This is a genomic window from Levilactobacillus fujinensis, assembly GCF_003946335.1.
GTDB lineage: Bacteria > Bacillota > Bacilli > Lactobacillales > Lactobacillaceae > Levilactobacillus > Levilactobacillus fujinensis.
Map to the genome: position 1 here is coordinate 1 of NZ_RHNX01000022.1, position 26004 is coordinate 26004.

The window sequence follows — 26004 nt, forward strand, 5'->3', positions numbered from 1 at the left end:
ATATCTGTCTAACTTTAGTTGAATCAATGAGCATCGTTGAACACCGCCTTAAGGACGGCATCCACAATATAGCCATTGGCTTTATTGTAGATGATGACTGACTTATTCTTGCCAATTTTTAGTTGGATTGCCCGGCTGGGAACAACTGTCGTTGTTCCAGCAGCCTCATGCGGCATTTTGATTTGAACGATATCTTGTTTCTCCATAATAAAAACCTCACCAATTCTATTTGATGAGATAATCATATCGTGGATTTATTATCAATCATAGACGGTCAGTTATTAGGTGCTTACTAAATACTAGCTAGTATCACAAGTATACTAGAATTTTTTCGCAGATTCGAGCGTTATGTTTTAGTGCGCCCAAATATTCTTTATTTCATATAAAAGAGGCCCAATTCGTAAATGAATTGAACCTCTGAAATTCCCTCCATCAACACCGGTTGACAAAGAGCCTTTTATTTGATGAGGTAATCATATCGTGGATTTACCGCCAATCATAGACGGTCAGTTATTAGGTGTTTACTATCATAGGACTAACTCCGATTGCTACTAAGATCACACTCAACGTTTTACCAATACCATCCACAAAATATTGTAGTTTGGATTTTGATTAGCCTTCACTAAAACGCCGATGGCAACGCAATCTTCCCTGTATCCTTATGGGAAAGTGCAAGCCCATCACGTACGAAATTAGTAACCCGTTGTAGTTCAGTCTTATTCATAACCTCAAGACTTTGACCATTAATCATCTTTCCAGTACCTTGCAGATGAGTCTGTTGAATTGAACCAGTAGCTGAACGATAATTTTTAACTAATGATGTCAAATCATCAAAGGACAAATCCGTCTGTACCTGCTTAGATAAGGAACTAATAAAGTCTTGGTTCAGCAATGTTGAAACTGAACCGCTTTGCTTAACTAGCGCTGTCAAGACCGCACGTTGTCGTGTCTGACGACCATAGTCTCCCTGTGGATCGTCATACCGCATTCGAGAATATGCTAGAGCCTTGCTACCATCCATATGAGTTTTGACACCTTTTTTAAACGTGTATCCTTCATAAGTAAAACTAAGAGTAGGCGTAACATCTACCCCCCCAATCTTATCAATTACTTTTTCCATGCCTCCCATATTAATCAGTGCATAGAAATCAATTGGTACATTTAACATGTCCTGAACTGTTATAATTGTAGTTTTTGCTTGCCCCCAAGCGTAAGCAGCATTAATCTTAGAGGGCGCTGCATCAGTAAATCCAGGAATACTGACAGCCGTGTCCCTTGGGATACTCGTCATTGTAGTCTTGTTATCCGATGGATTAACAGTAATAATCATCATACTGTCTGTCCGTCCCTTGTAACTACGACCCAAAGCACCAGTATCAGTTCCTAACAGTAAAATTGAAATTGGTTTCTTCGCGCTTAGCTGACTGCTAACATCTCGTTCTTTAGTCATACCTGCTGATTTAAAACTGTTGTTCACTGAGCTCTTAATGCTTTGATAACGGGTCATCCCATAAGCACCCGTTCCAATAAGTAATAACAGGATTACAATCAAAATTGTGTTTCGAACCTTATGTGTCTTTTTCCCATGTTGCATACTACCACTCAACCTTTCATACTCCCCAATAATGTGAACTAATCATATCTCACTTGATTTGTCGTTGAAACGCATGCAATGCGTCCTGCCACGAAATAATTTTAAATCCCGTCGCTTTAGCTTTATCCAAATTCATTACAGAGTGCTTAGGACGATATGCTTTTTGTGGAAACTGCGTTGAATCGACCGCGTTAACTTTAACATCCTGATTCTTCAAAATTTCACACGCAAATTCATACCAAGAACAACTACCTTCATTTGATAATTGATACAATCCATAAGCGACTCTTTCATTGACACAATACATCATAAATTCAGCAAGCGTCTTAGTCCAAGTAGGTCGACCTACTTGATCATTCACTACAGACAACTCATGATGTGTCTTAGCCAGATCTTGCATGGTATACACAAAATTCTTACCATATTCACCAAACACCCATGACGTTCTTATAATATAATGCTTAGACACTGTTTCTTGAACAGCCCGTTCACCAGTAAGTTTTGCACGTCCATACTCATTCTTAGGCTTTGGGGTGTCATCCTCCAAGTACTCCGCCAAATTGGTTCCATCAAATACATAGTCTGTACTGATATAAACTAAAGTCGCACCAATACTTTCAGTCGCATGTGCTAGGTTCTTAGTTCCTTGAACGTTAACCGTTTGGTTTACAGTTCTACCCGGCTCCTCTTCTGCAGCATCTACAGCTGTAAAGGCAGCACAGTCATAAACCACTTCTGGCTTCTCTTGATTAAAGAAACTAACTACCTGTTCCTTATCAGTGATATCCAACTGAGATGTATCTGTTGCCTTATAAACAATCCCATTAGCATCTAACAAGTGGCATAGCTCCGTACCAAGCTGGCCACTAGCCCCTGTTATCAAAATTTTCATTTTAATCACTCCACTATTGTCAGCCTTGAATTATTGTGCTTTTCTTATCGGCTTCCCATTTGCGCATAAATAATTGAGCCCACTAACTTACTTCTAGCACGATATCAATCGGCTCAGGCACAATCTGCTTACAATTAGCATTTCGCAGCCTACTGGCCGTTTCTAGCATACTTAGCTTCAACCTCAGCCTTTTCAGACTGCCACCACTTTTCATGGCTACGATACCAGTCAATTGTATGCTGTAAGCCTTTCTCAAAGTTAGTGAATTCCGGCTTCCAACCAAGCTCTGTTCGCAACTTAGTTGAATCAATTGCATAGCGCAGATCATGCCCTGGACGATCCTTAACATGATCATATGCATCTGTTGGTTGACCCATTAGCCGGAGAATTTCTTCTAACACTTCTTTATTATTCTTCTCACCATCTGCGCCGATTAAGTAGGTTTCACCAATCTTTCCTTGTGTTAAGATTGTCCAGACTGCCTGTGAATGGTCATTTGTATGAATCCAGTCACGAACATTTTTACCACTACCATAAAGTTTTGGCCGAATACCACTTAAAATATTAGTAATCTGGCGCGGAATAAATTTCTCGATATGTTGATAAGGTCCATAGTTATTAGAACAGTTGGAAATCGTTGCCTTCAGACCAAAGGAGCGAACCCAAGCCCGCACCAACAGGTCTGAGCTAGCTTTTGAAGATGAATAAGGACTACTTGGACGATAAGGACTGTCTGGTGTGAATTTCTCGCCCACTCCTTCGCCATGACCGGGTAAGTTTTCGCGAAGCGGTAAATCCCCATACACCTCGTCCGTCGAAACATGGTGAAACCGCACATCATATTTACGACAAGCCTGAATCAATGTGTAAGTGCCAACAATGTTAGTTTGAATAAAGGGTGATGGATCAATCAGTGAATTGTCATTATGGCTCTCGGCAGCATAATGAACAACAGCATCTGCTTTCTGAACTAATTTATCAACTAATGGTACATCACAAATATCTCCAACTACTAATTCGACACGGTCAGCTGGAAGACCAGCTAAGTTTTCACGATTACCAGCATAAGTTAATTTATCCAGCACGGTTACATGGACTTCTGGATGATTTTCCACAATGTAATGAACAAAGTTGGACCCAATAAATCCGGCACCACCCGTTACAACTAAGTTTTTCATCCTAAATCTCCCTTAAATTTCACCATAAACAAATGGATTATTCTTCTCAAATTCAGCAAATGTTGGTTGATTGGCATCCTTCTCTGAAGTGATGGCCTGATCAAAATCAATTGGCCATTGAATTCCTAGCTCCGGCGTCTTAAATGAAAATCCGCCATCGGCTGCTGCGTCATAATAATTATCGCACTTATACAAGAAGTTAACATTATCCGTCAACGTTACAAATCCATGTGCAAAGCCCTTAGGAACTAATAATTGTCGATGATTGCTTGCAGAAATAATATACCCTTCCCATTGCTTATATGTAGGTGATCCTGCACGTACATCAACAATTAAATCTAAAACAGCTCCTGAAACAACCCGAATCAGCTTAGTTTGTGCAGCCTTTCCTCGTTGAAAATGCAATCCACGTAGTACACCTGCATCAGCTGACAAAGATTGATTGTCTTGAATAAAATTAAAATTAATCCCAGCTTCTTTAAAATCACGATCTGAATAAGTTTCCGTGAAGAAACCACGCTTATCGCCAAAAATTGCTGGTTCGATGATCTTAACATCTTGTAATTTTGTTTCAGTTACCTTTAATTTTCCCATACAATCTCCTCCAATACCTTTTCATCATAGCACAGCTCCATATGACACTAACATAATTTCAGAACTTAATAACCGAACCTTAAGCTCCTCCATTCTGTAAAATAAAAGCCGCAACTCGCAAGCCAATGATATGATACCCCTTCTTATTAGGATGCAGAACACCATCCCAAGTTAGTTGGTCCACATTATTTGCATTTATAACTGAGTCAGGTCGCCAATCCAAGGTCGGAACGTTACTTTTTTTATATACAGCCGCCAAATTATCACACAGTTCACTTTCAGTATAATTAGCCTTATTCTTAGTCTGCATAGCATCCCCAGCAGTATTCGCTGCAGGTACCGGAACGATAAATGCATTCTGTGGTAAAACCCCCAGTATTTTTACTTTCGGATATGTTCTTTGAATATACTGAATTGCCGCCAATAACTTTGCTGTAACCGTATTTAATTCTGCATTGTCACTATAGTCATTAATGCCATAAGCCAGGACAACTGTGTGCACCCCTTTTAAATTATGCGTTTTTAATGCTGAAAGTAAGTCCCTATCAGAGTCGCCCGTGTTTTTACCACCGTCACGTCCATAGTTTTTTATTCTGACATTTAAGCTCTTTCCAACCCACCAAGGATAGCTTTTCTGTGCATGTTGTCCGCCAGGTAGCAGCCCGGCAGTTATTGAATCGCCAAAAAAAGCAAGGGTCTCTTCTGGTGAAGTTGTCGTTGAATCTGAAGTTGTTCTTTTTTGAGTACATCCCGTAGAAGACAACAAAATGACAAGTACAGCAAGAAATGAGATAACAACGTTCCTATGCCTTAACATTTTCATTCACACCTTTCCTCTTTCTAAATGGGTATGCTCTATTAAGAAAGAGAGAGCGCACAACGGGAATGTGGGGTATCACTACTACTGCCAGAATAGGAATCATCATTCTATACAGAATGACCATTATAATCTTTAAATATACATTAGTAGTAAACCCAGCCGCCATAATAAGAACCGGAACATTTGAATATATAAGATCAATACTGTAAAAACACAAAATAATTATGGAATTTCTTCCCAAAAGGGCTAAAAACCTTGATGTTATCTTCAAGTGCTCTAATAACTGTGACACCTTGACAATCACAAACGTTCCTGCCACAGCACTTACAATGGCTAAAAGACTATCTGGCGTTTTAAGTGACACCAAGCCAAAAGTCTGTTGCGTAGAGACTACAAACCAAATAATTAATGCCACCACAAATAACTTTCCACTTTTCCATTCGAGTAGTTTTCCCTCCTTCGCCAAATATCCAATATACATAAACACTGACGCAAAGAGTGCAGAGTTGATAGACAATGGTAAAAGCCAATAAATACTAATAAGCCTACCTAACACCGCTAGTGTACAAAATATGAGCAATCGACTTATATTTTTTGACGGAGAATCTTGTGTCTTCACAATTACAAAATTAAAAATTAATTCCGTAATTGCTAATGCCATCAAGAACCATATTGGACCTATAGCGAGAACGGTCGTTGAAAAGGGCATCCGAGGAGGAACGCCTACGCCATACAAAGTCATATTCAGTAGTGCCTTCACTGACGGAGGAAAGCCGATAGATAAAAACTTCGGAAAAAACTCTCTATATAGAAAAACTAATCCCATTAGTCCTGCAGTTGTATAGTATGGTAGTAGAATATTCGACCATGCCCCCCGTGCTTCCTTATCAAAAGTTTTCATATGATAAAGGTACCCACTAAAAATAAAAAAGATTGGCATATGAAAATTATAAATCATTCGTCCAAATGTTGAATCAGTATATTGATACAGTGAGTGCCCAATAATGACACATAGCATAGCAATAGCACGTGCGATATCAATCCACATTATTCTTTTTTTCACTATCTCACCCTTTTTTACGTATTCTAACGTATTTCAAACACGCTAAAATGACGAATCATAAAGTCAGCTTTCAGCGGATAACGTTTAGACACTACACGATTATTTTTAAAGATAACAGCTTGAACCCCATAAAATGTTTCATGTTTATTGTACAAATCGAAATATAGAAGATTTCCCTTTCTACGATATAATTCAGTTGGGCCTTCTGGTGTCTGTCCAGATTGAATAGGCAGCGTAACCGATTTAGTCCTTTTAAAAACATTTCCATCGATTGATGTTGCTCTCACAATCCGATGCCGCTGTTCATCCTTAGCCCACAATTTATACACACCATGTTGATAAACCACATGTGGATCAATTAGATTTGAAAAATCACCGTTTACTTTAATCTTTTGCAAATCACTCAATTCTCCAGTTTGAGAATTAAATGAATAGCTATATAACTGGAATGTTGACCCATCTATAGAGTTTGAACTCACGACACGGTAGGCACCACTCTTCAGTCGATAAATTTCAGGAGCCCAAATTCTCTGAAATTGACTACCTAGATTAAAACCTGGATTAATGACATAATGCCATTTTTGAAAATTTGACGTCCACATGAGCCCTTCTGTATAAATAATCCACCATCGATTCCCAACCTTAGTTATATTCGGATCACGGACAGCAATATTAGGGTAGTTTATAGCCAACCGAGTCCACTTGATACCATCATTAGATAGTAAAATACGTAGCCGATCCGTCTCACTAGTCAACTTCTTGTAATTTTGCTTATATCGACCCAAGCCCTTATTGAGTACTTGAAACGATGCCCCTATATAGTGATAATTAGCTATCTCTCGTTTCAATTGTTTGCTATTTGCTGTTGGTTTATACCGAACGACGACTTTTCTTTTCTTAGTCTCAAACCTCTTTTTTGGCTTGAAACCAATCTTATACCCCGTTATAGAAAGCTGTTTTTGACTTAACCGGCTTCCAACTCTTCCCTCAATCACTTTTTTCGGCTGAATCTGAGTACCCAGCTGGTCCAACATCGTAACTTCAATTGTAGACTTCGGCCATACTAACCAAGCACAAACACCAATCAATATTAATGAACTCACTATCAGAATTGCTTTTCGCTTTAACTTCAAGTTAATGTTCACCTACCCCTTTGGTACAAAATGCAGGCCACTAAACGTCCCCTTTAAGACCGTCAAGCTTCTTCTGAAGCGATGATTAGGCGCAACAATAATTACTTTCAGGCTAACATACAAATCACGCATAAAAGTTCTTAATGTTGTTATTCGACTTTTATGCTTACGACAAATGTACATTTCATTTCGATAGAGATAGTAATACCGTGAAATTCGACTAGCATTATCTCGATATATTAAAGGAGCTTGATTACTAGCTGATTCATGTATCACTATTGCACCAGGAACATAATACCCATTTCCAACCTTGGCTAGACGTAATGTAAATTCTGTATCATCATGCCAAATAAAAAAGTCCTCAAAAGGCAATCCAACTCTGTTTACACGCGTTCGACTGAAAAATAACGATACAAAGCTTGCTTCACGGACCTTGATGATTCCCTTCATTGTCGATTCTGACCAATCGTTAGCGATGGGAGGCACATTCATCGGGGAATTGTCTTTCCAGCGCACATTCGCTGTTAGAAAGCCAAAATTAGGTACTTGCTTACGGGCCTTGAGTAATTCCTCCAACGCTTTTTCTGTTGGAATAGTATCATCATCCATCACCCAAAAATACTCTGCTGAAGTTTCACTTATAGCTGAAGAAATTCCCCGTTTGAATCCACCTGCACCACCATAATTATTATCTAGTCGATGATAAATGAGCCGATCATCATCCATATGCTCAACAATATCTTGCGTGTCATCTGTACTATGATTGTCAACCACAAGAACATGCTCCACACTTACCGACTGACTCAGAATAGCATGTAAACATTTTTGTAGTAGTTTAACCCGGTTGTAGGTAACTACAACCGCACAAACTGAACTTTCCACAATACTAAATCCCTTCATCCTTTAAAATTCTAATCAAATACTGCCCATAATCATTCTTATTGAACCGTTGGGCTAACGCTTCTAGTTGTTGTGCATCAATATAATGCATCCGATAAGCAACTTCTTCAATGGATGCAATCTTCAAATTCTGCCTACGCTGAATTGTAGAAATAAAGCTAGCAGCGGACAGTAGGGAATCGTGTGTCCCAGTATCTAACCATGCATAACCCCTACCCAGTAAAGTTACGTTCAACTCATGATGACTTAAATACCACTTGTTCACATCAGTAATTTCAAGTTCTCCACGACCTGAAGGCTGTATATTCTCAGCGATATCAACAACATTGTGATCATAAAAGTACAATCCCGTTACTGCATAATTACTCTTAGGACTTTTTGGCTTTTCTTCAATAGAAACTACTTCATGCTTTTTATTAAAGCTCACAACCCCAAACCGTTCTGGATCAGTCACTTGATAGCCTAAGACAGAAGCACCACTATCCAATTTTGCTGCCTTTTGTAATAACGTACTCAATCCACTACCATAAAAGATATTATCTCCTAACACCAGACAAACGGAATCATTTCCGATAAACTTCCGACCGATAATGAAAGCTTCAGCCAAGCCATTGGGTTTTTCCTGAACAGCATACTGCAGGTTAATTCCAATTTGACTACCATCACCTAACAATTTTCTAAATTGGTCTTGATCTTGGGGCCTAGTAATAATTAAAATATCACGAATTCCGGCCAACATTAAAACAGAAAGTGGATAATAAATCATTGGTTTATCATACACAGGCACTAATTGCTTAGACACACCCAACGTGATTGGATAAAGTCTTGTACCGGACCCTCCGGCTAAAATAATTCCCTTCATAACTAGTCTCCCCCTCAGATACTACTTTTCAAGCTTGAGTAATTAAGCATTATTTTTAAGATAAAGGACGTCGTCGCCAAGAAAGAATGCTTATAAATTCGATTTTTTTTGATTCGCCATAGCGACTTGAACAAAGATACCTTTCCCAGTTGCGATAAAGTTATCAGTGTTTTTCTTTCCTCAATACTAAAATAATTACCATATTTCTTTAAAAGCTCTCTTGCCGTCAAAACTGTTGTCATTAATCGATTCTTTTCTGAAATAGAATTAAATCCTTTAATTTTTGCCATTTTGTTAGTGGTTGACCCCACAACATTGTTCCCATGTTGCCTATATAGCATAGTTGACGCTTTTATATAATCAACATTACCAAACTGAGCTGCTATCAAACCTAACCACATATCATGCATACATGGGATACTTATTTGGTACTTAACTAAATCTCTCAACTTACGATTTATCATTACTGTACAACCAGTAATGTCATTCGCTAAAAGTATTGACTGAACATCATCAAAGGCTGTTTTACTAAAACTGGGAGCAGATACCTCTAACTCCCTATCCGTCAATGATAAATTCGTATGCACTAAATTAGGTTCATGTTGATTTAACCGTTTCATAACTAGCAACGTCTTTTCAACCTTATCACTTAGCCAAAAATCATCTTGATCCGAGAATAAATAGTAATTTGCATCGATTCTTGACAGCATCGTCATAAAAGACTCAGCTGGTCCTAAATTAACTGGCTTTTCCTCCTCGTACAATACAATTCGATGATCATTTTTCATAAACTTACGAATAATATTTAATGTTTCATCAGTCGAACCGTCATCGCGTATATAAAGTGTCCATCCTTCATAACTTTGCTCACAAATAGATTCGATTTGTTGCTCAATAAAATCTGCTCCATTAAAAGTCGACATTAAGATAGCAACATTTTCTATACTTTTCAACTCACTCAACTCCATCTACTGCTGACTGTAAATATCTTCAAATGCACTTATAAACCTTTGCGGAGAATATTGTTGTACAGCCCGCTTTCGTGAAGCCGTCCCCATTTTAGAACGCAAGTTTTCATTTACAACTAACTTTTGAATACAGCGCGTTAAATCATCAATCTCAATTGGATTAACAAGAAAGCCATTGACGTCTGCCTGAACCATTTCAATTACGCCACCATGCCGGAACCCCACAACGGGTTTTCCCGACGCCATAGCCTCCAAAACGACCGTAGGTAGCGGATCAGGATTCGTACTTGGTAAAACAAAAACATCAAATAGTTGATATACACTAGGTAAATCGTTTCTAAAATCTTTTAATACGATTTGGCTGGCTACTCGACTCTGCTCAATTGCCATCACCAACTCTTTCTTTCTCTTTTCCTCACCAGCAAAAACACCACCAATAAAAATGAGCTTTAACTTCGAATTTTTCTTTAACAAGGGAATCATCGCCTGCAGTAATGTTGATTGTCCCTTCCAAGCGTTGATTCGGCCTATCATCCCCACCACAATATCATCATCGCTCACTTGAAATTCTGATTTCAAACCCGCCGAGACTGGCATTGGTTTGAATTTTTCCGTATCCACACCATTATAAATAACTTTAATTTTTCGCGGATTAACTAACCTAGAACTCACTAAATGATTCTTAACTTCCTTTGAAACTGCTACAATCTGATTTGCAAATCGTCCAACCATAAACGAAGTCACTAGGAACGCAATGCGTGGACTAGTAATGATTTCATGAACATGCCAAACCAGTTTAGCTCGAAATAACTTTTTGAGGTAGATTCCCTCTAAAACAGCTAAAGTATTTGCATGAATAATTGTCACATCTTGATCTTTAATTAAATCAAATATTTGTCGACAACTATGCCGATATTGTTGCAAATAGCGTAGCATTCCACGTAAATTAAAGTACTTCCGTCTCAAAATAGGGTATTCAACGATATGAACCTCAATGTGTTGTTTCCTCAACTCATCGACCAATGGCCCCTCAGTTGGTAAGACCACGATTGAATGGAATTTTTGAGGATTCAACTCAGTTACCAAGTTTATTAGAATCCGATCAGCGCCATAGAGTTCTGCTCCGGCATGAAGAAATAAAATTGTCTGCATTATCTCTCCCCTAGAAAAATGTCTTCATACTTACTAACAATGTCGTCCCAATTATAAGCTTGCCTAATTCTATTTTTTGCAAGATCACCATAGTGTTTACGTTTTATTTCATCCCACGTATCAACTTCATTAATTAAATTAGACAATACTCCCTTGTCCTTAGTCCAATACTTAGCTGCATCTTCACCTACCTCATGATTAAAACCAACATTTAATAATAAGTTTAATGACGTTGAAGCTAGTGCTTCAAGTAGAGACGGATTTGTTCCACCAACTTCGTGACCGTGAAAATACGCTAACGCATTTTCTCGAATTACTTTTAGCAACTTTTGATCATAAACTGTACCCACAAATTGTATGCGTTTATCCTGACTAAAATGTGTTTTTTGTTCCAAATAATTGTAGAACTTGTTATGCACTACATTGGTGACAATGACCAGCTTCCGTTGTGTTTTACTCTGCATAAACTCTGTAATCATCGTTTCATAATTATTTTCTGGTACAAATCTACCAACAATCAAATAATAATTATTAAGCTCTACGTGATGCTTGTCAAACCAACCTTGTTCCTTCTCTGTAATGATACTTTTTTGGTTTTCTACAGTTGCACCATAGGGCACAAAACAAGTCTTTAAACGGTCATTTTCATAATTTCTATGAATATATTTCTCAATATTTAGGCTATCACAAATTACCAGGTCCGCCTGTCGAACCATCTTTTTCTCGGATATCTTCCAATAATGACGTACTGGTTTGCTCCACTTAGCACGTAACCATTCATGACCATCTGGATTAAGATAATAAGTAACTCCTAATTGGCGCAACTTCTTTAAATACGGTGCCAGAAACGGTCCAATTCTACATGCCAATATGTATACTACAGCTGATTTGACATTATTTTTTTGGACGTGGTTAATGATCCATTTTAAAGACTTTAAATCATATAGGATTGCCTTTCCCGGTCCCACATTAGGGACGGGAATATTAAAACATGTTGCGCCATTATACGTAAATGTATTATTTTTTTTGCTATTCAAACAAGCGACATAATAATGTAGGTCTTGCGATTTCTTTAATAGTGTTAAATTTTCAACAAATGTTTCGAACCCACCATATTTAGCTGGAATACCCTTTGAACCGATAATATAAACATTTTTCATTCTCTAACGCCGTCCTCAATATTATTAGCTAAAACACAGATAACAAATGGATTATAGGCTATATCCAGCAAGTGATGATCAATAATGCTAGAGATACAAATAATTCCTAAAACTAATGGCAACAAATATTCTTGATGTTCTACGTTAAATCGAATAGCATTAATCATTCCTGACAGATAGAACACTAGAAAAACCACACCAAACCCTAGTAACATCTTAATGTATGAAGAATCAATAAAGAAGTATGATAAATTAATTCCATCTGGTGTTAACCCCGTTGGAAATGTAAGTCCCCCACTTCCTTGCTGTGAAATATATTGTCCAAACCACCGAATAGGATACTCATACAGGGCTAAATGTCCCATTGCTAATCGATGCGTAAATATACTATCAAGCTTTACAAAGATTGAATTTGTTGGTGAAAACAACCATGACAGCACAACCGACAAAAACGCCATAAATACTGGGAATAGATACAACCAACGATTAAACTTCTTCATTTGTAAGTTTGAAAGTCTCCGATAATCTATCGCAGCCAGTAAGACCAAAAATAATAACAATGTATCTAACTTAGCCCTCGTAAACAGAAACACAAGAGCTGCTAATACAATCGGAATTAATAGTTCCACGTTCCTCAGATTTTTCCCTCGAACGTACACATATGTCAAGCAAAGATAAAAAATATGGGCCGCAAAGTCCGTAGTGTACAGGAATCCCAATGCATAGCGTGTGCTACCGTTAACGAGATAATGATAATTACTGAGTACACCAACAAGGGAACTAGCAATGGTTACAACACTCAACACTAATGCAATCCAGAAATATATTCTAACTACATCACGTAATTTACAATTAAAACTACTTAACAAAAAAGTCATCAAAACGATAATAGAAGTATCTCCAGAGCTTTGATAAATTAGAATACTCATTAACAAGCCACTCAAAATAATCAGTAACTGCTTGTCAATATATTTATTCGTTAAGATTCGTATAATAAATAATGCTAAGCATATGTACTTGGCCATACTAAACAGTGCATTGGGGACCAGTGTTGAAAAGAGTGTCGTCTGCAAGAAGGTATATATGATATATATAAACGTCCCCAAATAATAGGCACCTAATGACCAGTTAAGTTCTCTGCCTCTTACATGACTAGTCATCCAACTCCCCCTCTACCCTTTTATGCAATGTTATTTGTAAAATTTTACCGATAATAAGTCCCAATAAAGTTGATATTAAAATTGAGTAAGCAACACTAGCGCCTTGCTTTTTTAAATCCGTATTCTCACTAATTCTAATTTTTTTTGTTGGTAAATATGATTTCAAAGTAAAGTACATACTTTTCGTAACCTGCTTACCCATTGCAATCGCTAACTGTGAATCCCTTGACTTGGATTCAACCAATATTGTATTTCCATGAACAACTGGCTTCGTAAAAATGCTTTGAACTAGTTGTTCTTGACTTACATCGATATTGTAGTCTTTCTTCAACGCAGACTGTGCTGCCTTAATAACAACTGGATTTTTTAGCATTGTTTGGTAGACCGGTATTGAAAGTGAATCCCACTGTCTCGTTCCCTTATTTTGAACACTAATTCGACTAACAAAAACAGACTGGTTATTACCAATAAAAATACTTGCAAATGCTAAACAAAAAATTATCGGGAAAAGGAATAATGGCCAATCTCTTTTAACACTTTTAAAAAAAGTATATAAATTCTCCAAGCGTCTTCCTCCTAATCAGCACCTAACTTCATTAGTCCAAACTTTTGAAAAGCAAAGTCTCCCCTTAAAAGGATAGGCTTAGCCTTAACCGCAACTTTTGACTGGAAAAAGGCACCATTATAAGCCAAATCATTTGAATCATTATAATAATATGAACTATATGTTAAACCTTTGACTTTTCCAGCTTCATCTAGTGCAAAGCCCGGTGCATAATAATAGCTACCCTTTTTGGGTATTATCTTTCTAACTAATTGATATTTTCCAGTAATCTTTTTCGATTTTTTAATATAGACAACGCCCGATGCTTTTTCACTATAGGCCAAGTAATAGGCCCTCTTGCCTTTATATAGACTTAAAGAACTACTTTCCCCGTTAGTTCCTTTGATTTGCTTAGCCTTTTTCAAATTGGGCTGTCCTGTCACATAATCAAAAGGCGCAATGTAGTTTTCTACTTCATCACCCACAGAAGCAGTAAATACCATGCTCGTCTTATTATTCAAGTGTACCAGGGAAGGAGACATAATTTCTTGGTATCTTTTTGAAGTGTGCGTTTCAATTGCATCCCAATTACTTAGGTCAGTAGAACGTAAGACCCCCCCACTATATGCTACAAACCAAAAATTACCTAGCTTGAATAGTGTTGGATCTTGAATTTCTACATTGGGATAATTAGTAGTAAAAGTATGCCATTTATCCATCTTATCAGCATATAAGACTCGTAATCGATTATGACTATGATCATATGAAACCGACTGTATTTCATCCGAGCTGTTTGTTGTGACGTCTTGCGCAGATACCCCAACATATTTAGCCTGTAACAGTTTTGTAAGAGACTCCATTGTCTTAGGGTGGTACACAACATTACGTTTTACCTCTCCATACGTGTACTTCAATTCATAATGATACCGTCCCAACGTGTACCCTGGAAGGTGAGCAATGTTCAATTTATAAGTTGAATTGACTCTACCAACAGCCTTCAGTGGTGCCATAACTGGTGTACCATTCTCATCTATAAAATTAATAACAATTGTACTTTTCATATTGAAATAATTTATCAGGCCGACAATCATAAAAAAAGAGGCCACAATCAAACTATTATATATAACTCTTCGTCGCTTAGAACTCATATACCACATGATCTCCTATCTTTTAATATAAGCGGGCCTATTCTCTTTTACGTTTTTTAAAAAAATAGATCCCATCTTGGAGAATGTCTGGTTTTAATATAAATATAATTCCAAAATAAATTGCAATTCCCAGAACAACTTGTAGGGCCAAACTAAAAACTGAAATACTCATGTTAAGATTCAACCAAAAAACCGGAATAAACATTAATACAGATGCAACCAGAAACTTCCACATATCTGCAAACAGATAGCGATAACTAATCATATCTCGAATGGAAAAAAGTTGATATGCAGTCACAACAAGCTCCGAAATAACTGTGGAAATGGTTGCCCCACGTACTCCTAATGTCATAATTAATGGAATATTAATTACGATATTGGCCAATGCACCATACGTTACCGAAGCAGTATAATCCTTAACCCTACTTAAGGGCATCAAGTACTGCAATCCAATTACGTTACTCCATCCTATGAGCAACGCTACTGGGGCCTCAATTATAATCAATTGTCCAACGACATTAAACTTTGGACCATAATACAATGGAACTAGTGAACTGGCGATTCCTGCTAAACCAAACATCAACGGCATCGCCAGAAAGCTTGAAAAACTAAAAGACTTATACAGTAACCTGTTTAGCCTCCGTAAGCTTCCCTGTGCAGCAAGATGCGACATATGAGGCAACATAACTGTACCCGTGGCCGTAATAACAGCTAAAACCATTTTTACCAGTTTATCAGCATAATCATAATATCCTGATGCAGTAACCGAGTCCAATTGACCCAGCATTGTTCTATTAAGTTGCAAGTATACTTGTGTTGCAATTTGTGGAATAAATAGCATCATTGTCGGCTTAAAGTGACTGAAGACACCTGACAAATCAATTTTAGGTTTACCCACAACCGAATGCAAATACGGCCAAAGTGTTAGATTTCCTAAGACCTGTGCCAAGCCTAAAATCATAATGTAAACACCAATATCAGACTTGCTTTTGACAAAAACAAATATCGCAATTAAAGACGCTATTTTGACCAATGTATTTCGTAAAACTGTCTTTTTAAAATCTTCCATTCCCATAAATAACCATGAAATATCTAATGCTCCCGAAATGATCCACAAGGACTGGAGAAAGAAATAGACTTTATACTTTGTCTGAAATAAAATGAAGATTAAAAACAATGCATACGCCACTACCACAGTTATGATTTGTAGCAATTCAATTTCCCAGAAGGTTTTTGTCCGTTGCTCAAAATCATCTCGATGATAAGCAATCTCTCGATTACCATAAACTGTTATCCCTAAAGTCCCCAACAATAAAAAATAAGTAATTATTGAATTAGTATATGAATTAATTCCGACACCCTGGGGTCCTAAAACACGGGCAATATATGGCACCGTAATAAGGGGAACTATCAGAGTAAGCAATTGATATCCCGCATTATACAAATAATTCCGAACAACTTTCATGCAATAGACTCCAATCAGGATTAAATATGGACCATATAACCAAAAAACTAAGGCCATCTTTAACATAATAGTTTCCGCTAAAGATGACCACTATATTTCTATACATTATTCAAAGCTTAAGATACCATAACAGCTTAATAGGCATCATTAGGACTGACAATGATGCGAAATGTCTTAAGAAGGATAACAAAATCAATCCATATATTAGCCTCTCCAATATACTTCAAGTCCAGTGCAACCATCGTATCAAAACCAACATTATTTCTTCCACTAACTTGCCACAGTCCTGTACACCCAGGCACAACTAATAATCGTTGCACATCAGACAGCCCATACTGCTTTACCTCTCTAGGTAACGGTGGCCGCGGTCCGACAAGCGACATATCACCCAAAAGTACGTTCACTAATTGCGGTAGTTCATCCAAACTATGTTTCCTAATAAATTTTCCAACCCTTGTAATTCGAGGGTCCTCTTTCATTTTAAACATTGCACCATCAACTTCATTATATTTCAGGAGTGCTTTTAGCTTTTTATCCGCGTCATTTATCATCGAACGGAACTTAAACATTTTAAATTTACGTCCATCTTTGCCAATTCTGATTTGAGAATAGAACACCCCTCCATTTGGATCATCAAGCTTAATTGCTATAGCAATCACTAAAAAGATAGGTGATAAGACAATTAACGCAATCAGGCTAACAAGAAAATCAAATACCCGTTTGCAAAAATGATAAATCTTTTTTTTCTGTACTCTATCTGTATCAATTGTCACTACGAAAATCCCCCAGACCTTAACTAACCCAATTCCTTTTGCGCCATTACTAATGCCGAATGTATCACCTGGTGCATATCAAAATATCGATACTGGCCAAGCCTTCCACCGAAGATTACATTCTTTTCATTCTTAGCTAATGTCGCATACTTTTTATAAAGTTCATTGTTTTTTACGTTATTTACCGGATAGTACGGTTCATCCCCACGTCTCCAAGTTTTAGGATATTCACGCGTAATGATCGTTTTCCCCTTGTCTCCTTTACCAAATTCGAAATGTTTATGTTCGATTATTCTGGTGAAGGGGGTCTCCGCATCTGTATAATTAACTACAGCATTTCCTTGATAGTTATCAGTATCTAACTCTTCAGTTTCAAAATGCAGAGAACGATATTCCAGTGCGCCAAGTTGATAATTAAAATATTGATCAATCATACCGCTGAAAATGACTTTCGGATAACCACTAAGATATTCATCCTTATTATTGAAAAAATCCACTCCAGTTTCGACGTCAATGAGTTCACTATCAAGCATCTTTTCAACTATCTGTGTATACCCTCCGATTGGGATTCCTTGGTATACATCGTTAAAATAATTATTATCAAATGTATACCTGACTGGCAATCGGCGAATTATAAAAGCTGGTAAATTCTCAGCACTCTGTCCCCATTGTTTTTCTGAATACCCTTTAATTAATTTTTCATAGATATCCATCCCAACAAGAGAAATAGCCTGCTCTTCTAAGTTTCTTGGAGTACCTGTTAGCTTCAAACTAGCACGTTGTTTTTCAATCTCCTTCTTAGCTTCCTCTGGTGTTCTAACTCCCCACAATTCACTAAAAGTATTCATGTTAAACGGAAGATTGTACATTTTCCCCTTATAGTTAGCTACTGGACTATTCGTATATCGGTTAAACGTAGCAAATTGACTCACATAATCCCATATTTTTTTATCGGAAGTATGGAAAATATGTGCACCATACTGATGTACCTGAATACCATCAATCTCTTTAGTATATATGTTTCCAGCAACGTGATTTCTCTTTTCAATAACTTTAACCCGCTTATTATGTAACGCCGCTTCACGTGCAAAAACTGCTCCAAAAAGGCCAGCCCCTACAACCAGGTAATCATATTTAATCAACTTAACCTAATCCTCCTAAACACAATGTCTTATGTACACTATTTTAACCCAAACAAATAGACAAAAATTCATGTTCTTTCATTCGCTCAAAAGTACTTATCTTCCCAATAGCATTGTAAATAAATCATTAACAGATCACGAATCATCACCACATTAACTATAAAGCCACAACAGTACTGCCAAATACGCAACGTAATAGCATCTTCCGTAATCAATCACAAGCATATTTCTTATATCATTTTTAATTTTCTTTAGGCTTTACTACACTTCTTAATTTTTCCTTGACTATTATACTATAGTTCAGTGTCTTTGATTAAGACAATCTTATTACGTTTTTTATGATGGCCTTAAGGATTCAACTACTCCTACGTTCGGATTTTTCTACAAATAAAAAAGGAATGTCTCCACACTATCATGAAGTGAGACATTCCTTTTTATAATCATTGCTACGTTGTCATTGCTTATATCTGCTATTCTGCTGACCTTCGAGCCTGTCTGAGTAACTCGACTTGTTTTCTGATATAGTTTAGCATTTGTTATCGTTCGTATTCTGAACTCATTCTCATACTCTACTACTTGTTTAACAAGCCCACAATAACCCTTCATCGATGTATTTTCTGACTGTAGTTCACTTAGGTCAGTATATTTTGTAAAGTACCAGTAATAAACGGGAATTCTATCACTCTTGAAATTCTTTGCTTGAACTCACTAGTCCTTTAATTCTCACCAAACGCCGACGGCAACGCAATCTTCCCCGTCGCCTTATGTGGCAACGCCAGTCCATCCCGCACAAAGTCCGTGACACGTTGCAATTCAGTCTTGTTCATGACCTCCATGCTCTGACCGCCAATCATCTTACCAGTTCCCTGCAAGTGGGTTTGTTGGATGGCCCCCGTCGCCTTACGGTAATTCTTAACTAACGACGTCAAATCGCTAAAGGTCAAATCCGTCTGCACCTGACTCGACAACGAGCTAATGAAGTCTTGATTTAGTAAGGTCGAAATCGATCCACTCTGTTTGACCAGTGCCATCAAAACCTGCCGTTGCCGCGTTTGCCGACCGTAGTCACCTAATGGATCCTCGTACCTCATCCGCGAGTAGGCCAGCGCTCTGCTACCATTCATATGCAGCTTGACGCCCTTCTTGAACGTATAGCCCTCGTACGTAAAGCTAAGCGTTGGCGTCACATCGACACCACCAATCTTATTGATAACCTTTTCCATGCCGCCCATGTTGATCAGCGCATAGAAATCGATCGGCACATTTAACATATTCTGCACGGTCGTAATGGTCGTTCCCGCTTGGCCCCAATCATAAGCGGCATTGATCTTCGACGGTGCCACGTCCGTAAAGCCCGGAATGCTGACCGCCGTATCCCGGGGAATACTGGTCATCGTCGTCTTGTTTGTGCTGGGGTTAACGGTAATAATCATCATGCTGTCCGTCCGTCCCTTATAACTCCGGCCAAACTCGCCCGTATCCGTCCCCAGCAACAAGATGGAGATGGGCTTTTTGCCGCTTAATTGACCGTTCACGTCGCGTTCCTTGGTAATGCCCGCCGATTTAAAGGTCTTCGCCACCGAACCCTTAATGCTCTGATACCGGACCATCCCGAAGGCTCCGGTCCCCACCAGTAACAACAGAATCACGATTAGAATGGTGTTTCGCACCTTGTGCTGCGTCTTTTTTCCATGTTGCATATTACCGCTCCACCTTTCTACTCCCCACAGTATGGGCTTACTTGATCTGTGCTTGAAACGCATGCAGCGCATCCCGCCACGACATGAGTTTAAACCCCGTCGCTTCGGCTTTGGCCAAACTCATCACAACATGTCTCGGCCGATACGCCTTCTGCGGAAACTGTGCCGACTCGACCGCGTTAACCTTGACGTCCTGGTCCCGCAAAATTTCACACGCAAATTCATACCAGGAACAGCTCCCCGTATTCGACAACTGGTACAGTCCATAAGCCACCTTTTCATTCAGGCAATACACCATAAATTTTGCCAACGTCCGCGTCCAAGTCGGCCGCCCCACCTGATCATTCACGACAGCCAGTTCATGGTGGGTTTGCGCTAGCTTCTGCATCGTGTAGACGAAGTTCTTACCGTACGCGCCAAACACCCAAGACGTTCTGACAATATAGTAGGCAGACATCGTCGTCTGCACTACCCGTTCGCCCGCCAGTTTTGCCCGACCGTACGCATTCTGTGGATTAGGCGTATCGCTTTCCAGGTATTCTACTGGATTGGTCCCATCGAACACATAGTCCGTGCTGACATACACCAGCGTTGCGCCAACGCTTTCCGCCGCGGTCGCCAAGTTTTGCGTGCCCCGCACGTTGACCGCTTGATTGACGGCTCGTCCCGGTTCTTCCTCCGCCGCATCGACCGCGGTATACGCCGCGCAATCGTAAACGACGGTCGGTCGCTCGCGGGCAAAGTAACCAGCCACCTGCTGGCGATCCGTGATATCCAGCTGTGCACTGCCTGTCGCCGTGTAGTCGATTCCCTTAGCGTCCAGCAGGTGGCAAAGTTCTGTCCCCAACTGCCCATTGGCCCCCGTTATTAAAATCTTCATTCAGAACACATCCCCGCATTTTTTACTGGTCCCAAATTCACCCCATACCTTAGCACGTCTTCCGTGCCAGGACACAATCTAACTCGCAATTCTCATTCAAAAGTTTACTGACCGTTCTTGGCGTATTTGGCTTCAACTTGCGCCTTGATTGCCCGCCACCAGTCCTCATGGGTCCGGTACCAGTCAATGGTCTGCTGCAAGCCCGTTTCAAAGTCGGTCACCTCTGGTCGCCAGCCCAACTCCGTACGAAGCTTCGTGGCGTCGATGGCATACCGCAGATCATGTCCCGGACGATCCTTGACCCGGTCATAGGCATCTGCCGGTTGCCCCATTAATCGCAAAATGGTTTCCAAAACCGCTTGATTATCCCGTTCACCATTGGCCCCGATCAAATAGGTCTCACCGATTTTCCCCTGCGTCAAGATCGTCCAGACCGCCCGCGAGTGGTCACTGGTATGAATCCAGTCCCGCACATTTTTCCCCGTGCCGTAGAGCTTAGGCCGGCTTCCACTTAAGATATTGGTGATCTGGCGCGGAATGAATTTCTCAATATGCTGATAGGGCCCATAGTTGTTTGAGCAGTTGGAAATCGTCGCTTTCAGGCCAAAGGAGCGCACCCACGCCCTGACCAGCAGATCCGAGCTCGCCTTCGAAGACGAGTACGGACTACTGGGACGATATGGACTATCCGGTGTGAATTTTTCACCCACGCCCTCACCATGACCCGGCAGGTCCGCCCGTAGTGGCAAGTCGCCATACACCTCATCGGTCGACACGTGATGGAAGCGCACGTCGTACTTACGACAGGCCTGAATCAACGTGTACGTCCCAACGATATTCGTCTGAATAAACGGCGCCGGATCGATCAGTGAATTATCATTGTGGCTCTCGGCCGCGTAGTGCACGACGGCATCTGCCCGCCGGACCAACTGCTCAACCAAGGGTGCATCGCAAATGTCACCGACTACTAATTCCACCCGGTCCGCTGGCAGGCCGGCCAGATTGGCCCGATTTCCCGCATAGGTCAACTTGTCCAGCACCGTCACATGGACCGTCGGCTGATTTTCAACGACATAACGAACGAAGTTGGACCCAATAAAGCCGACACCGCCCGTCACAATCAAATTTTTCATCATCGTTCTCCCTTAGATTTCTCCATAAACAAATGGATTGTTCTGCTCAAATTCCGCAAATGTCGGTTGATTGGCGTCCTTGACCGACGTTATTGCCTGATCAAAGTCGATTGGCCAGTGCAACCCCAGTTCCGGCGTCTTAAACGAAAAGCCACCGTCGGCCGCCGCATCGTAATAATTATCGCACTTATAGAGAAAATTAACATTCGCCGTTAACGTCACGAAGCCATGAGCAAACCCTTTTGGCACCAACAGTTGGCGATGATTACTGGCCGAAATGATGTAGCCTTCCCACTGCTTATAGGTCGGTGAACCCGCCCGCACGTCAACGATTAAGTCTAAAACTGCTCCCGAGACCACGCGAATCAGCTTAGTCTGTGCCGCCTTACCCCGCTGAAAGTGCAAACCACGCAGGACCCCCGCATCGGCTGACAAAGATTGGTTATCTTGAATGAAGTCATAATCAATGCCCGCCATCTTAAAATCTCGATCCGAATAGGTTTCCGTGAAGAAACCCCGTTGATCACCGAACACGGCTGGTTCGATAATTTTGACGTCCTGTAACTTGGTTGTCGTTACTTTTAGTTTTCCCATATTATTTCCTCCAATACTGCCCCACTCGTAAGCTACTGCGCAACTCTATAGCTGAAATCACCAGGTTATTTGAATTTCCAGCCGCTCCTTATCAAACCGGGTGCCTGTGGGTGGACAGACTTGCTGCCACCTGACGAGACGACCAAAGCCCACCACGTGCTGGCCCCATAATCTTCATCGACTAATCGCTCGTTGGCACCCACTTCTTAAGCGTCACCGTCCTGCAGGATAAACGCCGCCACGCGTAACCCAATGATTTGATACCCCTTGGCGTTCGGATGCAACTCGCCATCCCAGGTAAGTTGATCAACGTTATTCGCATTGATGACCGAATCTGGCCGCCAGTCTAGGACCGGTACATTCAGTTTCTGATAGACGGTCGCTAAGTTGTCACACAATTCACTTTCCGTATAATTGGCCTTATTCTTGGTCTGCATGGCAACCCCAGCGGTATTTGCCGCGGGAACCGGGACGACAAAGGCACTCTGTGGAAGAATACCGATTATTCTGATCTTGGGGTAGCTTTTCTGAAGATACTGAATGGCCGTTAGCAGTCTGGCCGTCACGGCATTTAAGTTCGAATTGCCACTATAGTCATTGATTCCATAAGCGAGAACCACCGTGCGAACGCCCTTCAGATTATGCGCCTTCAGTGCCGGTAACAAGTCGCTATCGCTGTCGCCAACGATTTTACCGCCATCACGCGCATAGTCGCTGACCTTGACCCCCAGACTCTTGCCGACCCACCACGGATAATTTTTCTTGGCGTGTTGGCCGCCGGGTAATAGCCCCGCCGTGATTGAATCACCAAAGAAGGCGATTTGTCCCGGCGGCGTCGTTACTGAATCCGATGCCGTTTGTTTATGCGTACAGGCCGTGGCGGTCAACAACACGATAACTGCCACCAACAGTGACACGATAATATTTCTAGGTTTTAGCATTTTTATTCACACGGCCCCTCTTTTTAAATGGATAGACTCTATTGAGGAAAAGCGAACGCAGAACGGGAATGTGGGGGATCACGATGGCCGCAATAATCGGAATGATCATTCTGTACAGCACGACTAACACAATTTTTAAATAGTCATTGGTCGTGAATCCAGCCGTCATGATCAGATTCGGGACGTTTGAAAACATAATATCGATGCTGTGGAAGCACAAAATGATGATCGAATTTCGTCCCAAGAACGCCATGACCCGTGACGTTAGTTTTAAGTGCGTCAATCCCTGCGCTAACTTGACAACCGCAAACGTTCCCGCGACAGCACCCACAATGGCTAAGAGGGTGTCTGGGGTCTCGAGCGACACCAGATAAAATGTCTGTTGGGTCGAAACGGCCAGCCAGATAAGCAACGCCATAATGAATAATTTGCCACTCTGACGTTCAAGTAGCGCCCCATCCTTTGCCAAATAGCCAATGTACATGAATACCAGCGCGAAAAGTGCGGAATTGATCGACAACGGCAGTAACCAATAGGTACTGATCAGCCGGCCCACCCCTGCCAGCGTGCCGAAGATGAGAAGCCGACTAATGTTTTGTGAAGGAGACCCTTGTGTCTTAATCATCACAAGGTTAAATACCATATCGGCAATGGCCAGTGCCATTAAAAACCAGATGGCACCGATAGCCAGTACGGTCGTAGGAAAAGGCGTTCGCGGCGTCACACCCACCCCGTACAAGGTCATATTCAGCAGTGCCTTAGCCGATGGTGGAAACCCGACGGCCAAAAACTTCGGAAAAAATTCCCGATACAGAAAAACTAATCCCATTAGCCCAGCGGTCGTATAGTACGGTAGAAGGAGATTTAATCCTGCACCACGGGCTTCCTTATCCCAATGCTTCATATGATAGAGATACCCACTAAAGATAAAGAACAGTGGCATGTGGAAATTATAAATCATGTTCCCAAATGTTGAATCCGTATATTGATATAAGGAGTGCCCAATGATGACACACAGCATCGCAATCGCCCGCGCAACATCGATCCACATGATTCTTTTCTTCACGATCTCACCTTCCTTACCCGGACCTAGCGCATGACGAACACGCTAAAGTGACGAACCATAAAGTCGGCCTGCAGCGGATACCGCTTGGACACGGCTTGATTGTTTTTAAAGACCACGGCCTGCACACCATAGAACGTCTCTCGCTGGTCATACAAATCGAAATACAGGAGATTCTGCCGGCCATGCTGTAATTCGGTCGGCCCTTCTGGTGTCTGCCCAACTTTGATGGGTAACGCCACCGCCCGCGTCCCTGTAAAGGTGTTGCCATCAGATGAGACGGCCCTCACGAGTTGATGACGCTGCTCATCTTTTGCCCACAACTCATAGCTTCCATGTTGATAGGTAATGTGGGGGTCAATTAAATTCGGAAAGTTTCCCCTCACGTTTAGTGCTTGCGGAGCAGTCATTGCCCCAGTTTGGGGGTTAAACCCATAATCGTACAGCTGAAAGGTCACCCCGTCTGTGGAGTTGGCACTGACGACGTGGTAAGCCCCATCCTTGGCACGATAGATTTCCGGTGCCCAAACCTTCTGGAACTGCTGATTCGGGTCAAATCCCGGATTGACGACCTGATGCCACTTTTGAAAGTCGGTCGTCCACATGAGCCCTTTCGTATAGATCACCCACCATCGATCGCCAATCTTGATGATGTTGGGATCACGGACCGCGAGATTCGGATAGTTTACGGCTAGCCGGTCCCAGTGGATGCCGTCGTTAGACAGCAGAATTCGTAAGCGGTCCATCTCGCTTTCAAGCTTGTTGTAGTTCTGTTCATGGCGACCTAACCCCGCGTTGAGCACTTGAAACGACGCGCCGATATAGCGATAGTCCCGCAACTTTTGGTTTAGGCGTTTTCCAGTTAAGGCTGGTTGATAGCGGATAATGCGAGCTTGCGGGGTGGTCTTAAACTTTATTTTTGGCCTAGCACTAATCTGGTAGCCCGTCTCGGCGAGTTGTCGTTGACTTAACCGACTGCCGACCCTACCCCTGACCGTTTTGACCGGTTGAATCTGCGTGCCCAGCTGATCCAGCATCGTCAGTTTAATGGTTGATTGTGGCCACAGTAACCAGGTGCCCGCGCCAATCAGCAATAACGCGCTCACCGCCAGCAGCATCTTCTGCCAAAATTTCAAGTCACCGTT

The 26004-nt window shown here is 40.9% G+C and carries 26 protein-coding genes; all 26 read right to left on the reverse strand.

What is annotated here, in order from left to right; all coding sequences use genetic code 11:
* Nucleotides 1–23: 23 nt before the first annotated feature.
* Complete coding sequence (locus EKM89_RS08660; protein WP_125687669.1) at nt 24–206, reverse strand: hypothetical protein; 183 nt, start codon at nt 204–206, stop codon at nt 24–26.
* Nucleotides 207–622: 416 nt separating this feature from the next.
* The gene (locus EKM89_RS08665) at nt 623–1594 is read right to left on the reverse strand and encodes an LCP family protein (protein WP_125687671.1); all 972 of its coding nucleotides are present in this window, start codon (nt 1592–1594) and stop codon (nt 623–625) included.
* A 49-nt stretch (nt 1595–1643) separates the two neighbouring features.
* Nucleotides 1644–2486 (reverse strand): dTDP-4-dehydrorhamnose reductase, encoded by an 843-nt coding sequence (rfbD, locus tag EKM89_RS08670; RefSeq protein ID WP_125687673.1) that lies wholly within the window; start codon nt 2484–2486, stop codon nt 1644–1646.
* 149 nt (nt 2487–2635) lie between these two features.
* A complete protein-coding gene (rfbB, locus tag EKM89_RS08675; protein ID WP_125687675.1) occupies nt 2636–3664 on the reverse strand; it encodes a dTDP-glucose 4,6-dehydratase in 1029 nt (342 codons plus the stop codon).
* Between the two features lie 12 nt (nt 3665–3676).
* Nucleotides 3677–4258, reverse strand: a complete 582-nt coding sequence (gene rfbC, locus EKM89_RS08680; protein ID WP_125687677.1) for a dTDP-4-dehydrorhamnose 3,5-epimerase — start codon at nt 4256–4258, stop codon at nt 3677–3679.
* 79 nt (nt 4259–4337) lie between these two features.
* A complete protein-coding gene (locus EKM89_RS08685) occupies nt 4338–5081 on the reverse strand; it encodes an SGNH/GDSL hydrolase family protein (protein ID WP_125687679.1) in 744 nt (247 codons plus the stop codon).
* A complete protein-coding gene (locus EKM89_RS08690) occupies nt 5062–6141 on the reverse strand; it encodes an acyltransferase family protein (protein ID WP_164510553.1) in 1080 nt (359 codons plus the stop codon). The genes EKM89_RS08685 and EKM89_RS08690 overlap by 20 nt, the downstream gene beginning before the upstream one ends.
* Nucleotides 6142–6164: 23 nt before the next feature.
* Nucleotides 6165–7274 carry a glycoside hydrolase family protein gene (locus EKM89_RS08695; protein ID WP_125687683.1) on the reverse strand — a complete coding sequence of 370 codons (1110 nt, stop codon included), beginning with the start codon at nt 7272–7274 and terminating at the stop codon, nt 6165–6167.
* 12 nt (nt 7275–7286) lie between these two features.
* Nucleotides 7287–8156, reverse strand: coding sequence for a glycosyltransferase family 2 protein (locus EKM89_RS08700; protein WP_164510554.1), 870 nt, complete (start codon nt 8154–8156; stop codon nt 7287–7289).
* 4 nt (nt 8157–8160) lie between these two features.
* Nucleotides 8161–9036: a glucose-1-phosphate thymidylyltransferase RfbA gene (rfbA, locus tag EKM89_RS08705; RefSeq protein WP_125687687.1), complete on the reverse strand. Its 876-nt coding sequence runs from the start codon at nt 9034–9036 to the stop codon at nt 8161–8163.
* Between the two features lie 14 nt (nt 9037–9050).
* Nucleotides 9051–9989, reverse strand: coding sequence for a glycosyltransferase family 2 protein (locus EKM89_RS08710; RefSeq protein ID WP_164510555.1), 939 nt, complete (start codon nt 9987–9989; stop codon nt 9051–9053).
* A 15-nt stretch (nt 9990–10004) separates the two neighbouring features.
* Nucleotides 10005–11156: a glycosyltransferase family 4 protein gene (locus tag EKM89_RS08715; protein ID WP_125687691.1), complete on the reverse strand. Its 1152-nt coding sequence runs from the start codon at nt 11154–11156 to the stop codon at nt 10005–10007.
* The gene (cps2T, locus tag EKM89_RS08720) at nt 11156–12316 is read right to left on the reverse strand and encodes a beta 1-4 rhamnosyltransferase Cps2T (protein WP_125687693.1); all 1161 of its coding nucleotides are present in this window, start codon (nt 12314–12316) and stop codon (nt 11156–11158) included. Before cps2T ends, EKM89_RS08715 begins: the two co-directional genes overlap by 1 nt.
* Entirely contained in the window at nt 12313–13476 is a 1164-nt protein-coding gene (locus EKM89_RS08725; protein WP_125687695.1) for a hypothetical protein, read from the reverse strand. Before EKM89_RS08725 ends, cps2T begins: the two co-directional genes overlap by 4 nt.
* Nucleotides 13469–14041 carry a hypothetical protein gene (locus tag EKM89_RS08730; RefSeq protein WP_125687697.1) on the reverse strand — a complete coding sequence of 191 codons (573 nt, stop codon included), beginning with the start codon at nt 14039–14041 and terminating at the stop codon, nt 13469–13471. Before EKM89_RS08730 ends, EKM89_RS08725 begins: the two co-directional genes overlap by 8 nt.
* Nucleotides 14042–14052: 11 nt before the next feature.
* Complete coding sequence (locus EKM89_RS08735; RefSeq protein ID WP_125687699.1) at nt 14053–15168, reverse strand: MucBP domain-containing protein; 1116 nt, start codon at nt 15166–15168, stop codon at nt 14053–14055.
* Nucleotides 15169–15205: 37 nt separating this feature from the next.
* Nucleotides 15206–16633: a flippase gene (locus EKM89_RS08740; RefSeq protein WP_125687701.1), complete on the reverse strand. Its 1428-nt coding sequence runs from the start codon at nt 16631–16633 to the stop codon at nt 15206–15208.
* Between the two features lie 134 nt (nt 16634–16767).
* Nucleotides 16768–17406, reverse strand: a complete 639-nt coding sequence (locus EKM89_RS08745) for a sugar transferase (RefSeq protein WP_318530997.1) — start codon at nt 17404–17406, stop codon at nt 16768–16770.
* A 23-nt stretch (nt 17407–17429) separates the two neighbouring features.
* Nucleotides 17430–18548 carry a UDP-galactopyranose mutase gene (glf, locus tag EKM89_RS08750; protein ID WP_125687705.1) on the reverse strand — a complete coding sequence of 373 codons (1119 nt, stop codon included), beginning with the start codon at nt 18546–18548 and terminating at the stop codon, nt 17430–17432.
* A 716-nt stretch (nt 18549–19264) separates the two neighbouring features.
* Nucleotides 19265–20248 carry an LCP family protein gene (locus tag EKM89_RS08755; RefSeq protein WP_125687707.1) on the reverse strand — a complete coding sequence of 328 codons (984 nt, stop codon included), beginning with the start codon at nt 20246–20248 and terminating at the stop codon, nt 19265–19267.
* Nucleotides 20249–20285: 37 nt separating this feature from the next.
* Nucleotides 20286–21128 carry a dTDP-4-dehydrorhamnose reductase gene (gene rfbD / locus EKM89_RS08760; RefSeq protein WP_125687709.1) on the reverse strand — a complete coding sequence of 281 codons (843 nt, stop codon included), beginning with the start codon at nt 21126–21128 and terminating at the stop codon, nt 20286–20288.
* Between the two features lie 104 nt (nt 21129–21232).
* Nucleotides 21233–22264: a dTDP-glucose 4,6-dehydratase gene (rfbB, locus tag EKM89_RS08765; RefSeq protein ID WP_125687711.1), complete on the reverse strand. Its 1032-nt coding sequence runs from the start codon at nt 22262–22264 to the stop codon at nt 21233–21235.
* Between the two features lie 9 nt (nt 22265–22273).
* Nucleotides 22274–22855 (reverse strand): dTDP-4-dehydrorhamnose 3,5-epimerase, encoded by a 582-nt coding sequence (rfbC, locus tag EKM89_RS08770; protein WP_125687713.1) that lies wholly within the window; start codon nt 22853–22855, stop codon nt 22274–22276.
* 206 nt (nt 22856–23061) lie between these two features.
* On the reverse strand, nt 23062–23796 hold the full coding sequence (locus tag EKM89_RS08775; RefSeq protein ID WP_125687715.1) for an SGNH/GDSL hydrolase family protein: 735 nt from the start codon (nt 23794–23796) through the stop codon (nt 23062–23064).
* The gene (locus tag EKM89_RS08780; RefSeq protein WP_125687717.1) at nt 23783–24862 is read right to left on the reverse strand and encodes an acyltransferase family protein; all 1080 of its coding nucleotides are present in this window, start codon (nt 24860–24862) and stop codon (nt 23783–23785) included. Before EKM89_RS08780 ends, EKM89_RS08775 begins: the two co-directional genes overlap by 14 nt.
* A 23-nt stretch (nt 24863–24885) precedes the next feature.
* Nucleotides 24886–25995: a glycoside hydrolase family protein gene (locus tag EKM89_RS08785; RefSeq protein WP_125687719.1), complete on the reverse strand. Its 1110-nt coding sequence runs from the start codon at nt 25993–25995 to the stop codon at nt 24886–24888.
* Between the last annotated feature and the right edge of the window lie 9 nt (nt 25996–26004).